The 23543-nt window shown below is 64.2% G+C and carries 17 protein-coding genes and 1 other RNA gene; 10 read left to right on the forward strand and 8 right to left on the reverse strand.

Features of this window, described 5'->3' with window-relative positions; all coding sequences use genetic code 11:
• Positions 1-12 precede the first annotated feature (12 nt).
• Entirely contained in the window at positions 13-6075 is a 6063-nt protein-coding gene (locus BPHY_RS04775; protein ID WP_012400350.1) for an alpha-2-macroglobulin family protein, read from the reverse strand.
• A gap of 163 nt (positions 6076-6238) precedes the next feature.
• On the opposite strand from BPHY_RS04775, the gene BPHY_RS04780 reads away from it, so the two are divergent.
• Both BPHY_RS04780 and BPHY_RS04785 read left to right on the forward strand, forming a co-directional pair.
• On the forward strand, positions 6239-6655 hold the full coding sequence (locus tag BPHY_RS04780; protein ID WP_012400351.1) for a MerR family transcriptional regulator: 417 nt from the start codon (positions 6239-6241) through the stop codon (positions 6653-6655).
• Complete coding sequence (locus BPHY_RS04785; protein ID WP_012400352.1) at positions 6652-7050, forward strand: carboxymuconolactone decarboxylase family protein; 399 nt, start codon at positions 6652-6654, stop codon at positions 7048-7050. Before BPHY_RS04780 ends, BPHY_RS04785 begins: the two co-directional genes overlap by 4 nt.
• Before the next feature lie 284 nt (positions 7051-7334).
• Here BPHY_RS04785 and BPHY_RS04790 read toward each other — a convergent pair whose 3' ends face one another.
• The 6 genes from BPHY_RS04790 to trxA all read right to left on the reverse strand — a co-directional run bounded on the left by BPHY_RS04790 (position 7335) and on the right by trxA (position 14068).
• A complete protein-coding gene (locus BPHY_RS04790) occupies positions 7335-8696 on the reverse strand; it encodes an MATE family efflux transporter (protein ID WP_012400353.1) in 1362 nt (453 codons plus the stop codon).
• Positions 8697-8698: 2 nt separating this feature from the next.
• Entirely contained in the window at positions 8699-10456 is a 1758-nt protein-coding gene (locus tag BPHY_RS04795) for an ArnT family glycosyltransferase (RefSeq protein WP_012400354.1), read from the reverse strand.
• 274 nt (positions 10457-10730) lie between these two features.
• Positions 10731-10994: a type B 50S ribosomal protein L31 gene (locus tag BPHY_RS04800; protein ID WP_012400355.1), complete on the reverse strand. Its 264-nt coding sequence runs from the start codon at positions 10992-10994 to the stop codon at positions 10731-10733.
• 170 nt (positions 10995-11164) lie between these two features.
• Positions 11165-12007, reverse strand: a complete 843-nt coding sequence (locus BPHY_RS04805) for a M90 family metallopeptidase (protein ID WP_012400356.1) — start codon at positions 12005-12007, stop codon at positions 11165-11167.
• Between the two features lie 183 nt (positions 12008-12190).
• Positions 12191-13453, reverse strand: a complete 1263-nt coding sequence (gene rho / locus BPHY_RS04810; protein ID WP_012400357.1) for a transcription termination factor Rho — start codon at positions 13451-13453, stop codon at positions 12191-12193.
• 288 nt (positions 13454-13741) lie between these two features.
• Entirely contained in the window at positions 13742-14068 is a 327-nt protein-coding gene (gene trxA / locus BPHY_RS04815) for a thioredoxin TrxA (protein WP_007586494.1), read from the reverse strand.
• Between the two features lie 432 nt (positions 14069-14500).
• Between trxA and ffs the strand changes: the two genes are divergently transcribed.
• The 8 genes from ffs to BPHY_RS04850 all read left to right on the forward strand — a co-directional run bounded on the left by ffs (position 14501) and on the right by BPHY_RS04850 (position 22444).
• Positions 14501-14599: signal recognition particle sRNA small type (ffs, locus tag BPHY_RS39100), an RNA gene on the forward strand.
• A gap of 182 nt (positions 14600-14781) precedes the next feature.
• The gene (dnaX, locus tag BPHY_RS04820) at positions 14782-17163 is read left to right on the forward strand and encodes a DNA polymerase III subunit gamma/tau (protein WP_012400358.1); all 2382 of its coding nucleotides are present in this window, start codon (positions 14782-14784) and stop codon (positions 17161-17163) included.
• A gap of 77 nt (positions 17164-17240) precedes the next feature.
• Positions 17241-17567: a YbaB/EbfC family nucleoid-associated protein gene (locus tag BPHY_RS04825; RefSeq protein WP_006048866.1), complete on the forward strand. Its 327-nt coding sequence runs from the start codon at positions 17241-17243 to the stop codon at positions 17565-17567.
• Between the two features lie 133 nt (positions 17568-17700).
• Positions 17701-18297, forward strand: a complete 597-nt coding sequence (recR, locus tag BPHY_RS04830; protein ID WP_012400359.1) for a recombination mediator RecR — start codon at positions 17701-17703, stop codon at positions 18295-18297.
• A gap of 63 nt (positions 18298-18360) precedes the next feature.
• Positions 18361-19626: a CaiB/BaiF CoA transferase family protein gene (locus BPHY_RS04835; protein ID WP_012400360.1), complete on the forward strand. Its 1266-nt coding sequence runs from the start codon at positions 18361-18363 to the stop codon at positions 19624-19626.
• A gap of 83 nt (positions 19627-19709) precedes the next feature.
• Positions 19710-20747 carry an ABC transporter substrate-binding protein gene (locus BPHY_RS04840; protein ID WP_012400361.1) on the forward strand — a complete coding sequence of 346 codons (1038 nt, stop codon included), beginning with the start codon at positions 19710-19712 and terminating at the stop codon, positions 20745-20747.
• 46 nt (positions 20748-20793) lie between these two features.
• Entirely contained in the window at positions 20794-21618 is an 825-nt protein-coding gene (locus BPHY_RS04845; RefSeq protein ID WP_012400362.1) for an ABC transporter ATP-binding protein, read from the forward strand.
• A gap of 1 nt (position 21619) precedes the next feature.
• Positions 21620-22444 carry an ABC transporter permease gene (locus BPHY_RS04850; protein WP_012400363.1) on the forward strand — a complete coding sequence of 275 codons (825 nt, stop codon included), beginning with the start codon at positions 21620-21622 and terminating at the stop codon, positions 22442-22444.
• An 81-nt stretch (positions 22445-22525) separates the two neighbouring features.
• Here BPHY_RS04850 and BPHY_RS04855 read toward each other — a convergent pair whose 3' ends face one another.
• The gene (locus tag BPHY_RS04855) at positions 22526-23500 is read right to left on the reverse strand and encodes an NADPH:quinone oxidoreductase family protein (protein WP_012400364.1); all 975 of its coding nucleotides are present in this window, start codon (positions 23498-23500) and stop codon (positions 22526-22528) included.
• Between the last annotated feature and the right edge of the window lie 43 nt (positions 23501-23543).

Here is a 23543-nt window from a genome sequence, read left to right on the forward strand (position 1 = left end):
CGTAACTTCCTGTCACTTCACAGCGGCCGCCACGGGTTTCACGACGACGGGCGCATTCGGCAGCACACCGAAGGTCGACGGCGCGTAGAGCGCTTCGACGCGCGTCGGCGGCAGGCCGAACGTGCCCACGTTGTTCAGGCGCACGGTGTACTCGATCGAAAAGATGCCCTTCGGTACATGATCGTAATACGCGCGATACCCGTCGAAGCCGCGTTCGACGAACACCGGCCATGCCTCGCCCTTCGATTTCTCCCCTTGCGTAGCCGCTTCCGAGTCGCGGCCCAGGCCCGAGCCGAGGATCGTCGCGCCCGCCGGTACGGGATCGTTGACGACGACCCACGTCATGTCGGTTTGCGCGACGATGTCCAGATGCACACGCACGATGTCGCCGCGCGTGGTCACGCCCTTCACGGCGGGATCGACGGGGGTGATCGTTTTCGTTATCCGGTAGCCGGCCGCGAACGGCGCTTTCAGCGCGACAGCCGCCAGGCTTTCGATGGTCGCCCACGGCTTGCCCGTGCCGTCGTGTGTCAAGGTCAGCGACACGGGCGCGCCGCGCGTTTCGGCCGGCCAGGGCAGCAACTGGCTGCGCGTATCCGACGTCTTTGTGACGGCCGTCGCGGACGCATGGTTCGCGGCTGCCGGCGTCGGCTGGCTCCACGAAATGGTTTTGTCCGTCGTGCCCAGTTGCAGCCTGGTCCGACCCGTCACGGACACGTTCTCGAACACCTGCGAGAAGCGCTGCACGGCGATGGACCCCCACAGGTTCGCCGTCGTCGTCTGCCATGCGCCGTTCTTCTGCAACGCGAGCAACCCGGCGACGACGCGCGGCATCTCGTCCCTCCAGCCCGGCATCTCGACGAACGTGAGCGCTGTGCGCGCTGCGTTGGTTTCCGTGCCGGACATCAGCCACCACAGATCGTCGTTGTCGGCCGTCGAAAAGGTGAGGCGGATGCCCTGATAGGTGAGCCGCGAGCGGATGATCTGCTCGGCCTGGGCCAGCTTGTCGTCGCGCTGCGGAATGTCCTTCACGCGCGACAACACCGCGTAGTAGTCAAGCACCGCCGATGTCGGCCACTGGTTCGGCGCGATTTCGATCGAACCGAGCATGCTGGCGCGCGCGGCGCCGTGCCGCGACAGCGCTTCGAGCGCGGCGAGCTTGCGCAGATCGAGATCCTTGCGCGGCGCCCAGACATTGCGTTCGAGCCGTCCTTCGACGAAGTTGATCAGGCCGCCCTCGAGCTTCGCGCGCAGATCGTCGGGCAGTGCGAAGCGCGGATCCAGCTTCGCGGCTTCGTCGGTCACGGAGAGCAGATAGGCCGTCAGGGACGTGCTGCCCGTGTTGCCGCTGTCGTCGCCGGGCGGGAAGTAGTTCGCAAGCCCGTCCTTGTCGAGATACACCGGCATGCGCGCGAGCACGCCTTGCCAGCGCGCGGCGTCGCGCAGCCCGAGCGCCACCGAAGTCTGCTGTTCGAGGCAACTGTACGGATAACGTTCGAACCAGCGACGCACGCCCGGCATGCCATCCGACAGTTTCGATTGCAACGATACCGCGATGCCGCCGCGCAGCGCGCCGGCTTGCGTCGCGGTCGCATTCGGCGGCGCGGCGACGGACAGCGAGAACGAGCCGTCGACCTGGGTGAGCGTCGCCTGCTGCACGGTGATGGGGATGGCGGCCGTCACGCGTTGCGTGACTTTGAGTGCGTCGCTCGCGTGCGACGCGCCTTGTTCCGTCGCGCTCACGTTCCAGCTGAGCGCAGCGGGCGTGGCCTCGGAAAGGCCATCGGGCGGCGCGACGTTCCAGGCGACTTCGCGTGCCGAATCGGCCGCGACGTCGACCGTTTGTGCCGGCAGCGACAGGCCCGGCACGTTCGGCGCGACGACCACTTTCATTGCCCGTGTCGTCGTGTTGCGCAGCGTGAACTGCGCGCGGAACTGGTCGCCCTCGCGCACGAGCGGCGGCAGGCCGGAGATCAGTTGCAGATCCTGCGTGCTGCGAATCGACGTGCTGCCCGTGCCGAACGTGCCGTCGCCGACGGCCGCGATCGCGACGATGCGAAAGGTGGTCAGCGCATCGTTGAGCGGTATGTCGACGGTGGCTTCGCCGTTTGCATCGAGCGTCACGCGCGGATTCCACAAGAGGAGCGTGTCGAACAGTTCGCGCGTCGAAGTGTGACCGCCGCCGCCGCCCGCTGGCACGGCCTTGCGTCCGAAGTGGCGGCGTCCGACGATTTCCATCTGCGCCGTCGCCGTTTCGACGCCGTACGCGCGCCGTTGCAGCATCGTGTCCAGCACGTCCCAGCTATGGTTCGGCATCAGTTCGAGCAGTGCTTCGTCAACCGCGGCGACGGCGATCTGCGTACCCGCGGGCGCGGGCTTGCCGCCTGGCATCTGCACCCTCAGCTTCATATGCGCGTTGCCGCGCACGGTGTACGACTTCGCGTCAGGGGTCACGGTGACGGCCAGCTTGTGCGCTGCCGTGCCGACCTTGATCTCGGCGAGACCGTAACGGAACGCGGGCTTCGACAGATCGACGAGTGGCGTGGGCGCTTCGTAGTAGCGGCCTTCGTACCAGAACGCGCGCGCCCATTCGAGGGGCGCCTTCCAGCCCCACGTGAAGAACGAGTACCACGGCACGTCGCGAATCCGTCCACGCAACGCGAGCACCGACACATACACGTTCGGCCCCCATGCCTCGTTCACTTTCAGCTCGACGGTCGGATCCTTGCCGTCCAGCTTCACAACGTGCGTCTCCACGATCCCTTCGCGTTCGACGGCGACGAGCGCGGTCGCGAAGCGGAAGGGCATGCGCACCTGGAAGCGCGCCGATTCGCCCGGCTCGTACGCGCTCTTTTCGGGCAGCACGTCGATGCGATCGGTGTTCTCGCCGCCGAACCACAGGTCTTCTTCGCGCGTGACCCAGACGGAGGTCGCGGCCGTCGATGCATGGCCGTCGCCATCTTTGGCGGTGACGACGAGATCGACGTTGCCTGCTTCCTTGAGTTTCGCATCGCACGTCAGCAGGCCGCGGTCGTCGCTCTTGCCGCTGCACAGGGTGCCGAGATCTTTGGTCTCCGTGTGATTGTCGTATGCGTAGAAGCCGCCGACCATGCGCTTTCTCGACGTGATCGTGATGCGCGCGATGCCGCGTACTTCGAGCGGCACACCCGCGCGCGGCTTGCCCTGCAGATCGACGGCGAGCGCTTTCACGGGCACCGTCTTGCCCACCGACACCCATTGCCCCGACTTCACGCCCGCGACGACGGCGGCGGGCCAGAGCGTGGCGCTGCCGCTGATCGTCTGCACTTCGCCGTTCGGATCGGCAAAGGTGGCTTCGAGCGCGAGACGCTTCGGCGCGTCGACTGACGGCACGCTCTTCAACGTGAGGCTGCCCGCGCCGTTGCGCTCGAGCGTGACGGCTTCCTTGTCGGCGATCAGCTTCGACGTGTCGTCGTCGGCCGCCTGTTCGCTGTCCTCGTCGTCTGCGGACGACGAACGGGTGTCGTTGCGCTTTCTGTACGGCGCGAAGCTGAACGCAGGATACGTGCCGGCGAAAGCGGGCGTGGTGCGCTTCATCAAGGCCGATACCTGCACGGGCAGGCCGGACGCACCGCCGCCCGACATGTAGTCGATCTGCAACGCGACGTGCGCTTCGCTCGCGGCGACGAGGGGATGATTCTTTTCGTCGCGCACCGCGATCGTGCCTTTGAATACGGGCAAGCGAAATTCCTCGACGCGGAAGCTGCCGGACGAATAACTGTGCCGGGCGGAGTCAGCGGAATCGTCTTCGTTATCGTCGTTTGCCTGAATCGAAGTTGCATCGGACGCGGCAATCGCGTCGCCGTCATCCAGCGACACACTGTATTCGCCGAGCTTCGCCGCAGCCGGAATCGCGAAAGTCGAATCGGCCGTGTGATCGGCGGCCCACGTGAGCGGCATGTGCCATGTTTGCCCGCTGCCGAGATGACGGATCGTCAGGCGGGTCGGGTACGTTGTCGGAAACGCGAGGCCCTGCATCGTCTCGACGCGGATCATGTGCTTCATCGACACCGTTTCGCCCGCGCGCAGCAGCGTGCGGTCGAACACGGTATGCGCGCGCACGCTTTGCTCGATGCTGGTGTCCGTCGGCACGTTGAAGCGCCACGCTTCGATGCCGCGATTCCAGTCGGAGCGCACGAACGCCATGTCGTGGCCCGTCTTCGGATCGTCGATGCGCGCCGACACGAACAAGCCCTCGAAGCTGTCGTCTTTGCATTCGTGGCGGGACGTCAGCGGCTGGTTGACGGTCAGCACGCCGTGCGCGTCCGTCTTGCCCGACGCGAGTTCGTCGCCGTTGCAGTCGCTCATGCGCACGTCGGCATTTGGCACGGGCTGGCCCTTGTCGAGCGTCGTGACCCACACGACGCTGTTCTCGCGTCCCTGCTTGAAATGCACGCCGAGGTTCGTGACGAGCACGGCCGTGCGCACATACATCGGCGCGTGTTTGCCCAGCAGCGAAGCGCCCAGCGCGGGCGACGCGAGTTCGATCACATAGAAGCCGGGCTTCGTCACGGGCACGCCGACCACTTCGAAAGGCCGCAACGCGGTCGGGTCGGCCTTCGGAAGCGCAAGCGTTTCGACGTTCGGCTGACCCGCAAGCAGCGACAGCGAGCGCACGTCGATCAGCGGATTCTTGCGGTCTTCGGCCGGGTCCGCGTCTTCGCTCTTGCGCGGCACGATCACGGGATGCGGATTGCGTGCGAGCAGTTGCGGCATCTGCTGGTTGATCGACTGGCGATCCATCATGAAGCCGTCGAAGCGCTCGACGTTGCGCATCCAGCGGCGGATCTCGCGATCGGCGTCGACGCGCAGCCTGGCGAACTGCGCGTTGCCCGCATTGAGCCCCGCGATATGCAGATCGGCTTCCACGTTGCGCAGCGTGACGGGCACGAGCGCGGGCATGTCCGGTTCCGCGAAGCGCTCGACGATGCCGAACGTGCCCGATGAAAACTTCGCGAGTGGCGGCAGCGGCGCCGTCGTCGTCTTGAGCGGAAACAGATCGGCGTTGGTGAGCGCGCGGTCGCTCACGTCCTTGAGATTTGCAGGCAGCTCGATGCTGAGGTCGGCGCGCTCGGGGAGCGGCGCGGCGAACTCGATGGTCATGGTTTGCGGATCTTTGTCGTCGGGCGCAAAGGTCGGCTTGATCTCGCCATTCGGCCCCTTGATGCGGACCTGTTCGGCGTCGGTGCGCAGGATGGGCGCGTTGAACTGTACGCGCAGCGGACGCAGCGGCGTGCACGGCGCCTTCGCGTTCTCGCGCTCGCAACTGAAGCTCGCCGCGAACGGTTCGCGCACGTTGAAATCGAAGCGCCGTTCGACGTCGTTCGCAATGCCGCTCGGGCTCGCGACGCCTTTGCCATACACGAGTTGCGCTTTCGCGCCGGGCGGCAGCGCCTGCTGGCATTGCAGCGTCAGCACACGCGCGGCTTCCTTTTGCAGATGCAGACGCTTCAGCAGTTCGGTGCGCGTTTGCGCATCGACGTTTTTCACGGGAATGCGGTTGCCGAGGCCGCTCGATTCGCACCACACGTGCTGCATAACGGACGCGTCGGTCGCGGGGCCGTTCAGCTTGACCACGAACGCCTGGTGTTCCTCGATTTCGCCGCCGTAGGGCTGCACGTTCAGCACGAACGGACCACCCGTTTCGAACGCATAGTGGCGCGGGCCGGTAAGCGCATGGCCCGCCGACGACTTTAGTCCGTCATTCAGATCGACGGAACAGGCGATGCCCGGTGGCATATCTGCGTTGAAGTCCCAGGCCCAGGTCTTGTCATCGATCCAGCGCGGCTGGCCGGCGCTCGCCGATGCGTCGTTGCATTGGATGCGCGCGGGCGCGGGCAGATCGGGCGCACCGAACGCAACCATCGATTCATCGAACTTGACGACGACCTGGCGGACTTGCGCGACCTTGCCTTGCGGGGATACCTGCGTGATGCGCGCGGCATCGGCGCGCCAGGCGAGCGTGATGAAAAAGCCGAGTATCGCAGCCGCTGCGGCTGCCGCTATCCATTGACGGTTGATGGTGCCGCTTTGCATCGACTGCGCTCCCGGTTTCATTTTTCTTTCGGATGGCAGCCGATTCTAACCGACGCTTTTGACCTTCCCAACCTGCTTCACAGGTAGGATCATGCCGACATCTGCGCACTGTCAGAAAGCACTTGACTTAGAGTTCACTCGAAGTCCTAACCTGAGTTCCGTCATGTCGAAAGCTCTCACCATTGGTCAGGTCGCCGCGTCGAGCGGCGTCTCCACGCATACGCTGCGCTACTACGAGCAGGCGGGATTGTTGCGGCACGTCGGCCGCACGGACGCGGGGCATCGTTTGTATTCGCCCGCCGATCTCGACTGGCTGCAGTTCGTGATGCGCCTGAAAGCGACGGGGATGCCCATCGCGGGCATGCAAGCGTTCGCTGCGCTGCGGGCGGAAGGCAACGCGACGTTCGGCGCGCGGCGGGCGATGCTGATCAAGCATCGCGATGCCGTGCTCGCGCGCATCGCGGAGTTGCAGACCAGCCTCGCCGCGATCACTGACAAGATCGCGTACTACGAGGCGGCCGAACGTGAGGCGGCGTCGACAGGGCATATCGACAATTCATTCATAAAGGACGCTCGATGAATCACGCACACGACGATCGCTATGCACGCGGCTGGGCCAGGTTGAAGGAAATAGACGGAACGGCAGGGGAGAAGGTGATCGCGTCGCTCGCCCCGATCGCGCCGGATTTCGCGCGGATGTTGATCGAGTTTCCGTTCGGCGATGTGTATAGCCGTCCGCAGCTGGATCTGCGCGCCCGCGAAATCGCGACGATCGCTGCGTTGGCCGCGCTTGGCAACGCGCAACCGCAACTCAAGGTACATATTGAGGCTGCGCTGAACGTCGGCTGCACGCGGGAGGAGATCGTCGAGGTGTTCATGCAGATGGCGGTTTATGCGGGCTTTCCGGCGGCATTGAATGCGTTGTTTGCGGCGCGCGAGGTATTCGAGGAGAGGGCGGCTCGCGCCGGTGCATGAATGGGCAGTCCGTGTGGGGCGCGAAAATTGGCTCGATGCAACTAACGGTCTGATTGTTCGGCGTCTGTGGGAATGGAATAGTGGGCGGGCTGCCGCGCGAAAAGGCCGTCTTTAGTAAGTGAGAGAGCCTCGTGGATCCCGCTTTTTCCGCTTGCGCGGCGGGCTTTCTTTGCTGGCATCCGCGGTTTGTCCTCGTGATTCATGCGTTGCCCCGCACAGGGGTAACACCAGCAAATCAAAAGCAAGTCGCGGACGCCAGCGAACAGGACAGACCGCGCCAGCAGCTACCCGCTGTGCCGCCCAGCGCCTATCCGCGTGCTGATCGAGCGCAAATACAAGGCAAGCCCAACACCCGCAATCAGCAAGCTCGCAGTATTCGCGAGCCAGAATCCGCGCGCGCCGGTGAGCGACTCCGGCACCCAGCCGCCGAGATCGAACCCGAGCGCATAGCCGCCGCCGAGTCCCACGCCCCACAGTGCAATGGCATAGATCAGGGTCGGCACGACGGCCACCCGATACGCCCGCAGCACGAACGCCGACGTGATCTGCAACGCGTCGCACAGATGGTAGAACGCGACGATCAACACGAGCGGCATCGCCGCCTGCAGGACCTGCGCATTCGGCGTGTAGCCCGCGATGATGACGGGCCGCAGCGCGAGCACGATCACGCCATACCCGCACGCAATCGCCACGGCCATCGCGATGCCGTGCCGCGCCAGCGTGCGCGCCGCTTCGTAGCGATGTGCACCGAGCGCCTGAGCGACGAGCGTAGAAGTAGCGATGCCGATCGACAGCGGCGTCATGTAGAGCACCGCGCCGATGTTGCCCGCGATCTGATGACCGGCCAGCGTGGTCGTGCCGAAGCGAGCGATGAAGAGCGCCATGAAGGTATACGACGTCACTTCGATCAGATACGACAGCCCCATCGGTACGCCGAGCTTCAGCTGGGCCGCCTGACGCCGCCAGACGGGCCAGCAGAAATGCCGGAAGATCGCGAACGGCTGGAACACGTCCAGCTTCGTCAGCACGACCATGCCGACGACGGCCAGCGTCCAGTTGATCAGAATGCTGGCGAGCGCCGCCCCCGGCCCACCGAGCGCCGGCATGCCGAGCTTGCCGAAAATCAGCAGCAGATTGAGCGGCACCTTGAGCATCAGCGCGCCGATCTGCAGGATCATCACGAGCCGCGGCTGGCCGACGGCATTCGTCAGCGAGCTATAGACGCGAAATGCGAGACTCGCTGGCAGCCCGAACGCGAGAATCTGCAGATAGGACACAGTGCGCTCGCGCAGCGCCTCGGGCGCCCGCGCCAGCTGCAGCAGCGGGTGGGGGAAGTAGAGAACCAGAAAGCCGAGCGCGGCGAGCGCCAGCGCGAGCCACAGCGCCTGACGCACCTCCTCGCCGATCTCCTCGTAGCGCGCAGCGCCGTAGAGTTGGCCGGCAATCGGTTGCAGCGCGGTCAGAATGCCCGTCAGGCCGATGTACACCGAGATATAGATCGACGAACCGAGGCCGAGGGCTGCAAGGTCGGTCGCCGAGAAGCGGCCGACCATCGCTGTATCGATCACGCCGAACGCGATGATCGCCAGCTGGCCGATCAGCACGGGCCACGCGAGCCCGGCGATTTTCCGCACATCGTCAAACATGCTCAGCCGCTTTTCTTCGGACGCCACGGACGGCGCTTGACGGGCGGTTGCGGACGGTCGATGCGCACGTACAGGCGGAAACGTTCGTCGCGGTCGGCCACACGGCGGCCTTCCCAGACGAGCTTCCAGACGAAGTTTGACATCGCGCTCGGCTCGCCGAAGTCCTGCGTGTCCTGACGCAGGATCACGTCGCAGTCGTCATCGAACGAAAAATGCATGTCGCCGAAATAGGCGAAAGTGGCGATCTGTGCGTCGCCGAGCCGCACGGGGGAGATGCAATTGTAGTCGGACGGCAGATGCGCGGCGATCTGCTGGGCGACGTCCTTATAGGTACGGCTGTAATTGACGACGGGCAGCCACAGTGTCATCAGCAGCACCCACATCAGCGTCGTGCCCGCGCTCGACAGCACGACGCTGCGCCACAGCACCTTCGGATGCCGCGCCACGCGCCACTGGACGAGCGCAAACCAGCACACGGTCACCGCGACCGCACAGACGAACGACAGAATCTTGAACTGCGGCGTGAAGCCCGGCGCGAGACGCGAGAGATTGCGTGCGAGCTGATGCGGATAGCCCGTCATGCCGGCGAGCCACACCAGCCAAACGAACGTGCCGAGCACCGTGAAGCTCAGCACCGCGAACCAGTCGATCGCGTTGATCGCGCCGCGCTTGAGCGTGGGCAGCGCGAACGCGGCAATCACGGCAAGCGCGGGCGTCAGCAGCATATAGAGGCGGTTCGTGCCCTGGCTTTGCAGCACGACGAGAACCAGCAGCGGCGCGATCACGGACAGCGGAATCGCCACATGCGGCGCGCGGCGCAGGCCGGCCCAGCTGAACCATGCCCAGATCGCGAGCGGCCATGCGGGCCAGGTGAAGAGCGGCAGGTTCTTGACGGCGTAGCGCAGCGTCGATCCGTACGGTCCCTGGAACGTGTGCAGGCTGCCGCGCATCCATTGATGCAGGAACCAGACGGCATCGTCAGGGAACAGGGCGATCGCGGTGAGCGGCCACACCACCGACAGCGCGAGCGCAACGGGCAAGCCCGCGAGCATCAAGGTGCGCCAGTGCGTGTCGTGCACGATCAGCATCATCGCGAAGGTGCCGATCAGCAGGGCGCCGACCAGCACGGGACTGCTCGTCAGCGTCACGAGGCCGATCGCGCAGCCCCAGATGAGTGCACCCTGGACGGGCTTGTCGATCGTCCGCACGAGGCCGTAGACAAGCATCGCGATGCAGACGAACTGCGTGATCTGCGGCGTGGTTTCGTGGCCGCGCTCGGCGAGACCAAAGGTGGCCAGCAGGATCAGCAGCGCGCCGTCGGCGAGCGTGCGCCCGTAGTCGCGCGGTTCGGGCTCGCCGCCGAACGCGTACTTGAAGGGCTGCACTTCCGGGCGGCGGCCTAGCAGGTAGGCTGCATACCAGACGAACGCGCACGCCGCGCAGAACAGCAAGCCCGTGAATACGCGCGACGCATTGCTTGCGTCCACAAGCGGATCGAGCACGCGTATCGCGCCGGCGCCGAGCCAGTAGCCGAGCGGCGCGTCGGACGTCATGTACTTGCCGACCAGATTCGGCAGCAGCCAGTCGTGCAGCGAACCGTTGGCCATCGTCCACATGACGCCGAAGCCGGCTGCGTCTTCGTTCTTCCACGGGTCGCGTCCGAACAGGCCGAACGACGCGTACACGACGCAGATGGTAAGCAGCATCCAGCGCGGCAGCGCACTGGTGGCGGAGGCTGTGAGGCGAACGACAGATCTCATGCGGTGTTCGTATGGGGCTGCGAGGGCGGCAGCCGTGATTTATTGGCGCAGCGCGGGAGGCGTCGCATGTTCGGGCATGCGGCATTGTAGACGGGCGGCGCGGTGCGCGTCACAAGGAGGCTTGCGCAAAGCCTTACACATGGAGATTCGGGAGCGCCTCCGGGCCGGATCGCGCGGTCTTCTTCCTAAACCTTCCGCCGACAAAAAAGGGCAGCTCGCGCTGCCCTTTTTGCATCGTAATGGCCCGGACGACAGTCGGGGCCAACACGGGATATTACTTCGCGGCCTTGCCCGAAGCGCGGGCGCCGAACTTCTTGTTGAACTTCTCGACGCGGCCTGCCGTGTCCATGATCTTTTGCTGGCCCGTGTAGAACGGGTGCGATTCCGACGAAACTTCGATCTTGGCGAGCGGGTACGTCTTGCCGTTGAATTCTGCCGTTTCACGCGTCTGGATGGTCGAGCGCGTCACGAACTTGAAGTCGTTCGACATGTCGATGAACAGGACTTCGCGGTAATCCGGATGAATGCCTTCTTTCATGGTCTTTCCTTTAATCTGGCGGTAGCCAACCCGGGAGCAGGAGATTCCGCAACCGCGAGCCACTTGCCTAAGGTCGAAAAACGGCGATTATGCCAGAAAATCAGGCGGTTGACGAGGTTTGCGGAGGTTTTTTCGCACGCCGACAGCCGCCCGGGCCGGCGCTGCGACGCTTACGGGTGCGGGTTCGTGCCGTCGAGCGCGCCCACGTGCGCGGGGTCCTGCCGGTAATAGCGCGCGAGCAGCCGGTACAGCTCGGGATATTCCGCTTCGAACTCTCGCGGCTTCACGAACAGCGCCTCGCTACACACTGCAAAAAATTCCGAAGGATGGTCGCTCGCGTAGGGATCGATCAGCGAATCGCGCTCGAAGCGCGCCCAGCGCCTGTCGGGTACGGCATCGACCCTGGCGCAGAACTGGTCGTAGGCGTGGTCGAACACGTCGGCCCACTGCGCGGCATCGAGCGGCGCGTGCAGCTTGCGAAAAAGAGGCGGGTGGCCATCGGCTTCGCCCGTCACCATGTCGATCTTGTGCGCGAATTCGTGGATCACGACGTTGTACGCGTCCGCGCCGTCCGTTATCTGCGCGTCTTCCCACGACAGGATCACAGGGCCGCCTTCCCATGCTTCGCCGCTCGCGTCGTGCTCCACTTCATGGACGACACCGTCCTCGTCTTCGATCGTCTTGCGGATCACGAACTCGCCAGGATATACGATGACGCCGACCCATCCGCGATACAGGCTCAGCCCTAGATTCAGCACGGGCAGGCAGGCCTGGACGGCAATCGCGACGGTGATCGCGTCGGTGAGCTCGAGCTCGTGCGCGGTGGAAAATTCCTTCTGCGCGATGAAGAGGCTCGTCATGTCGCGCAGCCGCTGAAGATCGGCGGGTGCCAGCCAGGAAAGAAACGGCAAGCCGTCGAGCGTCGCTTTCCAGAGCGCGTCGTCGATCGCGTAGGTGCGCAGCGCGCGGTCGCGGCGGCGCGTGTCGAGCCATTGGGTGAGTTTGGAAAACATCGCGCGGTGGTCGCTCTTCGCTTGCGTGATCGAGATGTGCGGAACGGAACAATTCTAAACCGCGGCGTCACAGACGGCATTGCGGCGCTCATGCCTTCGCGCCTTTGTCCGCGCCGGCACGCAGCGCGTAAAAGAAAAACGCCTGCGCAGGCAGGCGTTTTGCGGATGAAACGTAGGGGGCGCTTAGCCGCCGCGACGCATCATGTCGAAGAACTCCGCGTTGTTCTTCGTCTGGCGGATCTTGTCGAGCAGGAATTCCATGGCTTCGACTTCGTCCATGTCGTGAATGAACTTGCGCAGCACCCAGATCTTTTGCAGGATCTCGGGCTTGATCAGCAGTTCTTCGCGACGCGTGCCGGACTTGTTCAGATTGATCGACGGATAGACGCGCTTTTCCGCGAGACGGCGCTCGAGGTGCACTTCCATGTTGCCCGTGCCCTTGAACTCTTCGTAGATCACGTCGTCCATGCGGCTGCCCGTTTCGATCAGCGCCGTGCCGATGATGGTCAGCGAACCACCTTCCTCGATGTTGCGCGCCGCGCCGAAGAAGCGCTTCGGACGCTGCAGCGCGTTCGCGTCGACGCCGCCCGTCAGCACCTTGCCCGATGCCGGCACAACCGTGTTGTACGCACGCGCGAGACGCGTGATCGAGTCGAGCAGAATCACGACGTCGTTCTTCATTTCGACGAGGCGTTTCGCCTTTTCGATCACCATTTCGGCGACCTGCACGTGACGCGCGGCCGGTTCGTCGAAGGTCGACGCGATCACTTCGCCCGCCACCGAGCGTTGCATTTCCGTCACTTCTTCCGGACGTTCGTCGATCAGCAGCACGAACAGGATCACGTCCGGATGGTTCTGCTTGATGGCATGCGCGATGTGCTGAAGCATCACCGTCTTGCCGGACTTCGGCGACGCGACGAGCAGGCCGCGCTGGCCTTTGCCGATGGGCGCGATCATGTCGATGATGCGGCCGGTGACGTTTTCTTCGCCACGCATTTCACGTTCGAGCAGCAGCACCTTGTTCGGGTGCAGCGGCGTCAGGTTCTCGAACATGATCTTGTGCTTCGAGGCCTCGGGCGGCTGGCCGTTGACCTTGTCGACCTTCACCAGCGCAAAGTAGCGCTCGCCGTCCTTCGGCGTGCGGACTTCGCCTTCGATGGTGTCGCCCGTATGCAGGTTGAAGCGGCGGATCTGCGACGGACTGATGTAGATGTCGTCCGTGCTGGCGAGATAGGAGGTTTCCGGCGAGCGCAGGAAACCGAAGCCGTCCGGCAGCACTTCGAGCGTGCCGTCACCGAAGATCGTTTCGCCTGTTTTGGCGCGTTTTTTTAGAATGGCGAACATCAGCTCCTGCTTGCGCAGGCGGTTCGCACTTTCGATCTCGAGACCATTGGCCATCTCGATCAATTGGGACACGTGCAGAGTCTTAAGCTCGGATAAATGCATACGGAGAACCCGCAGAGAAGGTGCGACCTGAATTGAAATCTGGGAGGAGAAGTGAGCGGAACCGCTCAAGGACATACTCGTCTTTTAGACGTTTTATGGATTCTAGCATAGCACACGCCAAAACCAGCCTGCGCGGCCGGTTCGTGTCGGCGCATGATTCTTGTTGTCAATGTTGTCCGGCGACAACAAGAATCATGCGGCTCGCTCGATGCACGACTTCACGACATGTCGAGGCATTGCGGCGAGCCGGGCGGCGCGCAAAGCGTGCGCACCGGCCGCGTAGGCGGATTAAAGGTTGCCGTCGAGGAATGCGGTGAGTTGCGACTTCGACAATGCGCCGACCTTCTGCGCCGCGACCGCGCCATTCTTGAAGAGGATCAGCGTGGGGATGCCGCGCACGCCGAACTTGACGGGCGTGGACTGATGTTCATCAACGTTGATCTTGGCGATCTGCAGGCGATCGGCGTAGTCCTTCGCAACTTCGTCGAGGATCGGCGCGATCATCTTGCACGGGCCGCACCATTCTGCCCAGAAGTCGAGCAGCACGGGTTTGTCGGATTTGACGACGTCCTGTTCAAACGACGCGTCGCTAATATGCTTGATGTGTTCGCTCATTTGTGTGAATACCTCTTTCGATTCGAGGCCTGCATTTGAATGCCCGCCACGATACAACAAACTCAGAAAACTTTCCGTTCGCTTTGCCACAGGACAAACCATGAAAGCCGACGCGGGAAGTATCGTGGGGACACCTTCGGGAGGGCGGGCTGGCTTGGCTTTGCGGATCACTTGAACGTCAGTTTAGCCTAAATTGCTATGCGTTGCCCGCCGTGATAGTACGCATTCCGACAGTAGGGTTTCGTGCCGTCCTTGCCCGATCGACATGCTGTCCGCGGTCCTGCAGAAGTCCGGCAGCGCCCTGATGACGACACCTGTCTGGAGGTTGTTGTGCATGAACACAAGGGGGCCGATGCGGTGCTGGACGAGTTTCTTGAGCTTTTCTCGGTGAGCCTCTCGCGTGGCGCATCGACCGATGTTAGAATACGCCGTGACGGGCCTCCTCGCATGGAGGGGCGGTCAACCTGGTCAGGTCGGGAACGAAGCAGCCACAGCCGTTTTCCGCCAGTGCCGAGGGTCGGGCTCGTCACCTTCCTTTTTCTATCTGTTATTCCCCCCCTCGCTGTTCCCATCTGCTGGCGTCGTTCGAAACGCGCGGCAAGCTCTATCGCTTCCTTAGCGAAATTCAATGATCCGTCAAAGCGTTGTCACGCCTCGTGCGAGCGCGCAATCGTTTCGTCTTTTCGCGTCAGCGTTGCTGATACAATTTCCAGATGACCTATCAAGTTCTCGCACGCAAATGGCGGCCGAAGGATTTCGCGTCGCTCGTCGGACAGGAGCACGTGGTGCGCGCGCTCACGCACGCGCTCGATGGTGGCCGTTTGCACCACGCCTATCTGTTTACCGGCACGCGCGGCGTCGGCAAGACGACGCTGTCGCGGATCTTCGCGAAGGCGCTCAACTGCGAAACGGGCGTCACGTCCACGCCTTGCGGTGTCTGCCGTGCGTGTCGCGAGATCGATGAAGGGCGCTTCGTCGATTACGTCGAAATGGACGCGGCGAGCAATCGCGGCGTCGACGAAATGGCCGCGCTGCTGGAGCGCGCCGTGTACGCGCCCGTCGATGCGCGCTTCAAGGTCTACATGATCGACGAAGTGCACATGCTGACGAACCACGCGTTCAACGCGATGTTGAAGACGCTGGAAGAGCCGCCGCCGCACGTCAAGTTCATCCTGGCCACGACCGATCCGCAGAAGATCCCCGTCACGGTGCTCTCGCGCTGTCTTCAGTTCAATCTCAAGCAGATGCCGGCGGGGCACATCGTGTCGCATCTTGAGCGCATTCTCGGCGAAGAAAACATTGCGCATGAAGCGCAAGCGCTGCGCCTGCTCGCGCGCGCCGCTGACGGCTCCATGCGCGATGCGCTGTCGCTCACCGATCAGGCGATCGCTTACTCGGCGAACCAGGTGACGGAGGAAGCCGTGCGCGGCATGCTCGGCGCGCTCGATCAAAGCTATCTGATCCGCTTGCTCGATGCGCTGGTAGCGGGCGGCGGCGCGGCGGTGCTGTCGGTCGCCGACGAGATGGCCTTGCGCAGCCTGTCGTTCTCCACCGCGCTGCAGGATCTGGCCAGCCTGTTGCACAAGATCGCATGGGCGCAATTCGCGCCGTCGTCGGTGCTCGAAGAATGGCCGGAAGCGGCCGATCTGCGCCGCTTTGCGGACGCGCTGAGTCCCGAGCAGGTGCAATTGTTCTATCAGATCGCGACGATCGGCCGAAGCGAACTGGGTCTCGCGCCCGACGAATATGCTGGCTTCACGATGACGCTGCTGCGCATGCTCGCATTCGAGCCGGCGTCGAATGGCGGCGGGGGCAGCGGAGGCGGCGTGGCACCCGCAGGACGTACTTCGGTGCCCGCCGCAGGCGCGAAGCGCACGGGGGCGCCCGTCGCGGCGGCTCCGCAAGCTCGTGCAACGGGAGCGGCAGCGCCGTCTGCCGCGAGCGGCGAGCCGGGCGTGGCGCCGATCGTGAAGGCCGAACCGGCGCCAGTTCAACCACCGGTTGTTCAGCAGGTGCCAGCGACAGCGGCGTCGACGGATCTCGTTGCACCGGAAATCGAAGCAGCCCCCGTCGACGGCGATGCAACACCGCTTTCAGCGTCGGCAGCACAAGCGGCCGCGAGTGTCGAAACGCCCGTCGCGTCGAACGGGACCGAACAGAACGCCGCGCCGCATGACGGTATGCCTGCACTGGCCGCAGCCGCACCGCGCCGCGCAGGCGGCGCCAGCGCTGCGCTCGACGTATTGCGTAACGCGGGCATGAAGGTATCGACGGATCGCGGCCGGTCGGCGGTTTCCACATCCGCAGCCGCAGCGGCGCCCGCAACGCCCGTCAAGGCCGCTGCACCGCGCGTCGCCGTGCGGGTGCCGACGCCCGATCCCGCGCGCCGTGCCGCGGCCGCTGCGCAGCAGGAAAGCGCCGCGCGCGCGCCGACGCCTCGCGCCGCAGAGCCGCAGGGCGCGTCGGCTGTTCCGCCGTGGGAAGACATTCCGCCCGACGACTACATGCCCGCTTCGTCCGACGACGCATTCTTCGCACCGCCCGACGACAACTTCGTGCCCGTCTTCGACAGCGGTCCGGACGACATGCTCGTCGGCCGGGGCCATGCGTCCGCGGCAGCGTCCGCTCCCGCGGCACCCGTCATCGATATTCGAACGCTGCCGCCCGCCGTGCCGCTTCATGCAATCGGCTTCGACGGCGACTGGCCTGCGCTCGCCGTCACGCTGCCGCTCAAGGGTATCTCGTATCAGCTCGCCTTCAACAGCGAGCTGATGGCCGTCAACGGCAAGACGCTGAAGCTCAACGTCGCGGTCCAGCTGTACGCCGAGCCCGCGCAGATCGCAAAGCTCAAGGCGGCGCTCGCGGAACGTCTGGGGAGCGAGATTGACGTGCAGGTCGAAGTCGGCCCCGTGCAGCGCACGGCTGCCGTGCTCGATTCGATCGAGCGCGCCAAACGTCAACAGGAAGCCGAACGCGAGATCGGCGCCGATCCGTTCGTGCAGTCCCTGATCCGCGAGTTCGGCGCGAGCATCGTGCCGGGCTCCGTTCGTCCGCTGATGCCGGGCGCCGAAGGCGGCCAGAGCGCGGCCCACTGATTTCCGCGCGAGGCCGCATCGCCAACGCACAACGTGCACGCGCCTAACCGAATCCATTATCACGAAGGAGCAAGTCCATGATGAAAGGCCAACTCGCCGGGCTGATGAAGCAAGCCCAGCAGATGCAGGAAAACATGAAGAAGATGCAGGAGCAACTCGCGCAGATCGAAGTCGAGGGGCAGTCGGGTGCGGGCCTCGTCAAGGTGACGATGACCTGCAAGAACGACGTGCGCCGCGTGTCGATCGACCCGAGCCTGCTCGCCGACGACAAGGACATGCTCGAAGACCTCGTTGCCGCTGCATTTAACGACGCCGTGCGCAAGGCGGAAGCCACCGCGCAGGAAAAGATGGGCGGCATGACGTCCGGCCTGCCGTTGCCGCCGGGATTCAAGCTGCCGTTTTAATCGCGCAGCGTTGTGACGCGCGGTGCATGACTGCATGCCCGCGCGTTGGACGTTCATCGTCGAACGGCGCAGACTTGCGCGCAGCGACACGACGCGAATTCAACCTCTCTTCGATCGACGCCGCCGTACCCGCATGAAACAACCTTCCGCCTTGTCGGCGCTCGTCGAAGCGCTGCGCGCATTGCCTGGCGTCGGCCCGAAGTCCGCGCAGCGCATGGCCTATCACCTGATGCAGCACGACCGGGAAGGCGCGGAAAAGCTCGGCCGCTCGCTGCTGTTCGCGACCGAGCATCTGCAGCACTGCGAGAAGTGCAACACGTTCACGGAAGCGCAGATCTGCGAAGTCTGCAGCGACACCGAGCGCGATCCGACCTTGCTGTGCGTCGTCGAAACGCCCGCCGACCAGATCATGCTCGAACAGACGATGACATGGCGCGGCCTGTATTTCGTGCTGATGGGGCGGCTGAGTCCGCTCGACGGCATCGGTCCGAAGGAAATCCATTTCGACCGGCTTGTGAAGCGCGCGACGGACGGCGTCGTGAAGGAAGTCGTGCTCGCGACCAACTTCACGAACGAAGGCGAAGCCACGGCGCATTATCTCGGCCAGACGCTGAAGTCGCGTGGCTTGTCCGTCACACGGCTCGCGCGCGGCGTGCCCGTCGGCGGCGAGCTCGAATATGTCGACGCGGGCACGATTGCGCGCGCGATGCTCGACCGGCGCTCGATCTAGGGGGGCGCATGCCGCGAGGCGATCGTGCCGCGCGTGAGGACAGCAAAAAAGTTCAGGAGACACATGAGCGCACCCACTTCAACGGCGAATGGCAATCCCGACGCCAAACCCGGCGCCAAACCCGGCGCCCAACGCGGCGGCCCGCTAGCGGGCGTGAAAGTGCTGGAACTCGGCACGCTGATCGCGGGCCCGTTCGCGGCCCGCTTTCTCGGCGAGTTCGGCGCGGATGTCATCAAGATCGAAGACCCGAAGGGCGGCGATCCGCTGCGCAAGTGGCGCAAGCTCTATCCAGAAGTGGGCGGCACGTCGCTGTGGTGGGCCGTGCAGGCGCGTAACAAGAAGTCGGTAACGATCAATCTGAAGGCCGACGAAGGCAAGGAGATCGTCCGCAAGCTCGCGCAGGAGGCGGACATCGTCGTCGAGAATTTCCGGCCCGGTCTGCTCGAAAAGCTCGGGCTCGGCTATGACGTGCTGTCGGCGGAAAACCCCGGTCTGGTGATGGTGCGTCTGTCCGGCTACGGCCAGACAGGGCCGTATCGCGATCGTCCGGGCTTCGGCGCGATCGCCGAATCGATGGGCGGCTTGCGCCACATCACCGGCTATCCGGACTTGCCGCCGCCGCGCATCGGCATATCGATTGGCGATTCGATCGCGGCGCTGCACGGTGTGATCGGCGCGCTGATGGCGTTGCATCACCGGCAGGCGAATGGCGGCAAAGGGCAGGTCGTCGACGTCGCGCTGTACGAAGCCGTCTTTAACATGATGGAAAGCGTCGTGCCCGAATACGGCGTGTACGGCATGGTGCGCGAGCGCACGGGGGCGTCGTTGCCTGGCATTGTGCCGTCCAATACCTATCCGTGCCGCGACGGCAGCATCGTGATCGGCGGCAACAGCGATCCCATTTTCAGGCGGCTGATGCTCGCGATCAATCGTGACGATCTCGCGAACGATCCCGCGCTCGCGCATAACGACGGCCGCGTGCCGCGCACGCAGGAAATCGACGGTGCGATTGCGGCGTGGCTCGCCGACCGCACGATCGACGAAGCGCTCGGTGTGCTCAACGCCGCCGACGTGCCCGTGGGCCGCATCTACAGCGTCGCCGACATGTTCACCGATCCGCAGTACGTCGCACGCCAGATGATCCAGACCTTCAAGTGGCAGGACGGACGCGATATCACGCTGCCGAACGTCACGCCGAAGCTCTCGGAAACGCCCGGCGAGACACGGTGGCTAGGACCCGAACTGGGTGAACATACGGATGAAGTTCTGCAAACGCTGGGTTATGATGCGGACCACATCGCAAGGTTGCACGCGCAACAGATCGTGTAGCCGGCGGCCACACTAACGCGCACCGGCGCACGGCGCGAAGACGGACGAGCAGTCCGCGACAGAACAAGAACGGAGACAGGACCATGCAACGAAGAAGCTTCCTCGCAGGCTCGGCGGCACTCGCGGGCGCATCGCTCGTCGGCTCGCCGCTCGCATTCGGCCAAAGCAGACTGGAGACATCGAAAGTCGCGATCGCCGTCGGCGGCAAGAACCTTTTTTACTATCTGCCGCTCACCATCGCCGAGCGCCGCAATTTTTTCAAGGACGAAGGGCTCGACGTCGACATCTCCGACTTCGCGGGCGGCTCGCAGGCATTGAAGGCGGCTGTCGGCGGCAGCGCGGACGTCGTATCGGGCGCCTTCGAGCACACGCTGCTGTTGCAGGCGAAGAACCAGTCCTTCCGCGAGTTCGTGCTGCAAGGGCGCGCACCGCAGATCGTGCTGGCCGTGTCGAAGAAGACGATGCCGAACTACAAGTCGATCGCCGATCTGAAGGGCAAGAAGATCGGCGTGACGGCACCGGGTTCCTCGACGTCGATCATGGCGAGCTTCGTGCTCGCAAAGGCGGGGCTGACCGCGAAGGACGTGTCGTTCATCGGCGTGGGCGCCGGTGCGGGCGCGATCGCCGCGCTGCAGTCGGGCCAGGTCGATGCGCTCGCCAATCTCGACCCCGTGATGACGAAGCTCGAGCGTTCGGGCGAGATCCGCGTCGTGTCGGATACGCGCACGCTCAACGACACGCGCGCCGTGTTCGGCGGCAATATGCCGGCGGGCTGCCTGTACGCGTCGCAATCGTTCATCAGCAAGAACCCGAATACCACGCAGGCGCTGACCAACGCGATGGTGCGCGCGCTCAAGTGGCTGCAGACGGCGACGGGCACCGAGCTGATCAACACCGTGCCCGAGGCGTATCTGCTCGGCGATCGCGCGCTGTATCTGGATTCGTGGCAGCACGTGAAAGAGGCCATGTCGCCCGATGGCCTGATGCCCGCCGATGGTCCCGCCACGTCGCTCAAGACGCTGCAGGCTTTCGACGAGACGGTGAAGGGCAAGCCAATCGATCTGTCGAAGACGTGGACGAACGACTTCGTGAAGAAGGCGCTCGCGACGCTGAAGGCGTAAGCGGCAGCCGGCTTTGGATTCCACGAAACAAGAAGCGAGCCGAACGATGACCGTTGCCGCCCTGGCGCTCGAAAACATCACCTGCACGTTTGCGTCGCGCGACAAGCGCGGGCAGCGCTATACCGCTGTCCGGGACACGACGCTGCGCATTGCGCCCGGCGAGTTCGTGTCCGTCGTCGGACCGACGGGCTGCGGCAAGTCGACGTTGCTGAACGTCGGCGCGGGCCTGCTCGAGCCGTCGTCGGGCTCGGTGACGGTGTTCGGCGAAACGCTCAAGGGCATTAATCGGCGCGCGGGCTACATGTTCCAGGCTGACGCGCTGATGCCGTGGCGCGCGGCGCTCGACAACGTGATGGCGGGCCTGTCGTTCCACGACGTGCCGCGCGCCGAAGCCCGCGCGCGTGCCGAAGAATGGCTAAAGCGCGTCGGTCTGGGCGGTTTCGGCGACCGTTATCCGCATCAGCTGTCGGGCGGCATGCGAAAGCGGGTCGCGATGGCGCAAACACTGATTCTCGATCCCGACATCATCCTGATGGACGAGCCGTTTTCCGCGCTCGACATCCAGACGCGCCAACTGATGGAAAACGAGCTGCTCGATCTGTGGGCGGCGAAGCGCAAGGCCGTGCTGTTCATCACACACGATCTGGATGAAGCGATCGCGATGTCGGATCGCGTGGTCGTGCTGTCGGCGGGTCCGGGCACGCGGCCCATCGGCGAGTTCAAGATCGATCTGCCGCGTCCGCGCGACGTCGCCGAAGTGCGAACGCACCCGCGTTTCGTCGAACTGCATGCTCAGATCTGGAGCGTGTTGCGCGATGAGGTTCTCAAGGGATATCAGCAGCAGTTGACCGTCGCGCCGGAGGGCAACTGAAATGTGGAAAGCATTGCGCCCGAATCGTACCAACCTCGTGATGTGGCAATGGCTGATGCTGGTGCTGTGCTTCGTGCTCTGGTACGTGCTGACCAGCCCGACGCTGTTGCCCGCATTCTACTTCGACGATCCGAACAAGGCCGCGTTCTTCTTCGGCGAGCCTCAGAAAGTTCTTGTGCGAATCTGGGAATGGTTCGCGTCTGGCGAAATTTATCTGCATCTGTGGATTACGCTGATCGAAACGGTGCTCGCGTTCGCACTCGGAACGGTGCTCGGGCTGGGCGTCGGCTTGTGGCTTGCGCTGTCGCCGCTCGCGAGCGCGCTGTTCGATCCGTACATCAAGGCCGCGAACTCCATGCCGCGTGTGATCCTCGCGCCGATTTTCGGTGTGTGGTTCGGTCTCGGCATCTGGTCGAAGGTCGCGCTCGGCGTGACGCTCGTGTTCTTCATCGTGTTCTTCAATGTCTATCAAGGCGTGAAGGAAGTGAGCCCCGTCGTGCTCGCGAACGCGCGCATGCTCGGCGCGAACCGCAAGCAGTTGCTGCGGGCCGTCTATCTGCCTAGCGCGATGAGCTGGGTGTTTTCGAGTCTGCATACGTCTGTTGGGTTGGCGTTCGTCGGCTCGGTGGTCGGCGAGTATCTCGGCTCGGCGCGTGGCGTCGGCTACCTGATCCTGCAAGCCGAAGGCACGTTTGATATCAACACCGTGTTCGCCGGGATTCTCGTGTTGACGGCCTTCGCGCTAATACTCGATGCAATCGTCGGCGTCCTTGAGAAGCGTCTGATGAAGTGGCAACCCAAGAGCGGCGAGACGGAAAAAATCTGACTGCGTTCGATGGCGGGTAACAAACGGCGCGTGGCCTCGCTAAGGCCACGCGCCGTTTTGCTTTTCGGGGCAACACAGTGCTCAGGGCGTGATGACGATCTTGCCGAGCACGCGCCGCTGCGCCATGTCGTTGAGCGCGCGCGCCGTGTCCTCGAGCGGATAGCGCGCCGATACCAGCGGCCTCAGTTTGCCGGCGCGAATCCAGCCGAGCATCTCCTGAAAGGCGGCGGCATTGCGCTGGGGCTCGCGGCGCGCGAATTCGCCCCAGAACACGCCGACGATGCTCGCGCCTTTCAGCAGCGCGAGATTGAGCGGCAGCTTTGGAATTTCGCCGTTCGCAAAGCCGACCACGAGATAGCGCCCGCGCCAGCCGATGCTGCGAAATGCGGGCTCCGCATAGCTGCCGCCGACGGGATCGTAGATCACGTCGGGGCCGTTGCCGTCCGTGAGCGCCTTGATGCGTTCGCGCAGGTCTTCCGTCGCGTAATTGATGGTTGCGTCCGCACCGTGCGCGACGCAGGTCGCGAGCTTCTCGTCGCTGGATGCCGCCGCAATCACGCGCGCGCCGAGCGCCTTGCCGATTTCGACCGCGGCGAGGCCGACGCCGCCCGCCGCGCCGAGTACGAGCATCGTTTCGCCCGCTTTCAATGCCGCGCGGTCGACTACGGCGTGATGCGACGTGCCATACGCGAGCGTGAGGACGGCGGCTGCTTCGAGATCGGCGTCGTCGGCCAGGGGCACGCACGCGCCGGCGTCGGCGACCGCCTGCTCGGCGAAACCGCCTTGTTGCGTGTACGCGACCACGCGCATGCCGGGCTTGAACTGCGTCACACCGTCGCCGACGGCGCGCACGATGCCCGCCACCTCCGCGCCGGGCGTGAATGGCAGGGACGGCTTGAACTGGTACCTGTTCTGGATGATCAGCACGTCGGGAAAGTTGACGCTCGCCGCTTTCACGTCGATCGCGATCTGACCGGCTTGCGGCACGAGGTCGGGCAGTTCCTCGATGCTTAGCGTTTCGGGTGGGCCGTACTGGTTGCAGCGGATTGCGCGCATCGTGTCTCCCATCGATAAGTGTGTGGTGCAAACATCACGGGTT

This window comes from Paraburkholderia phymatum STM815 (assembly GCF_000020045.1).
Classification (GTDB): Bacteria; Pseudomonadota; Gammaproteobacteria; order Burkholderiales; family Burkholderiaceae; genus Paraburkholderia; species Paraburkholderia phymatum.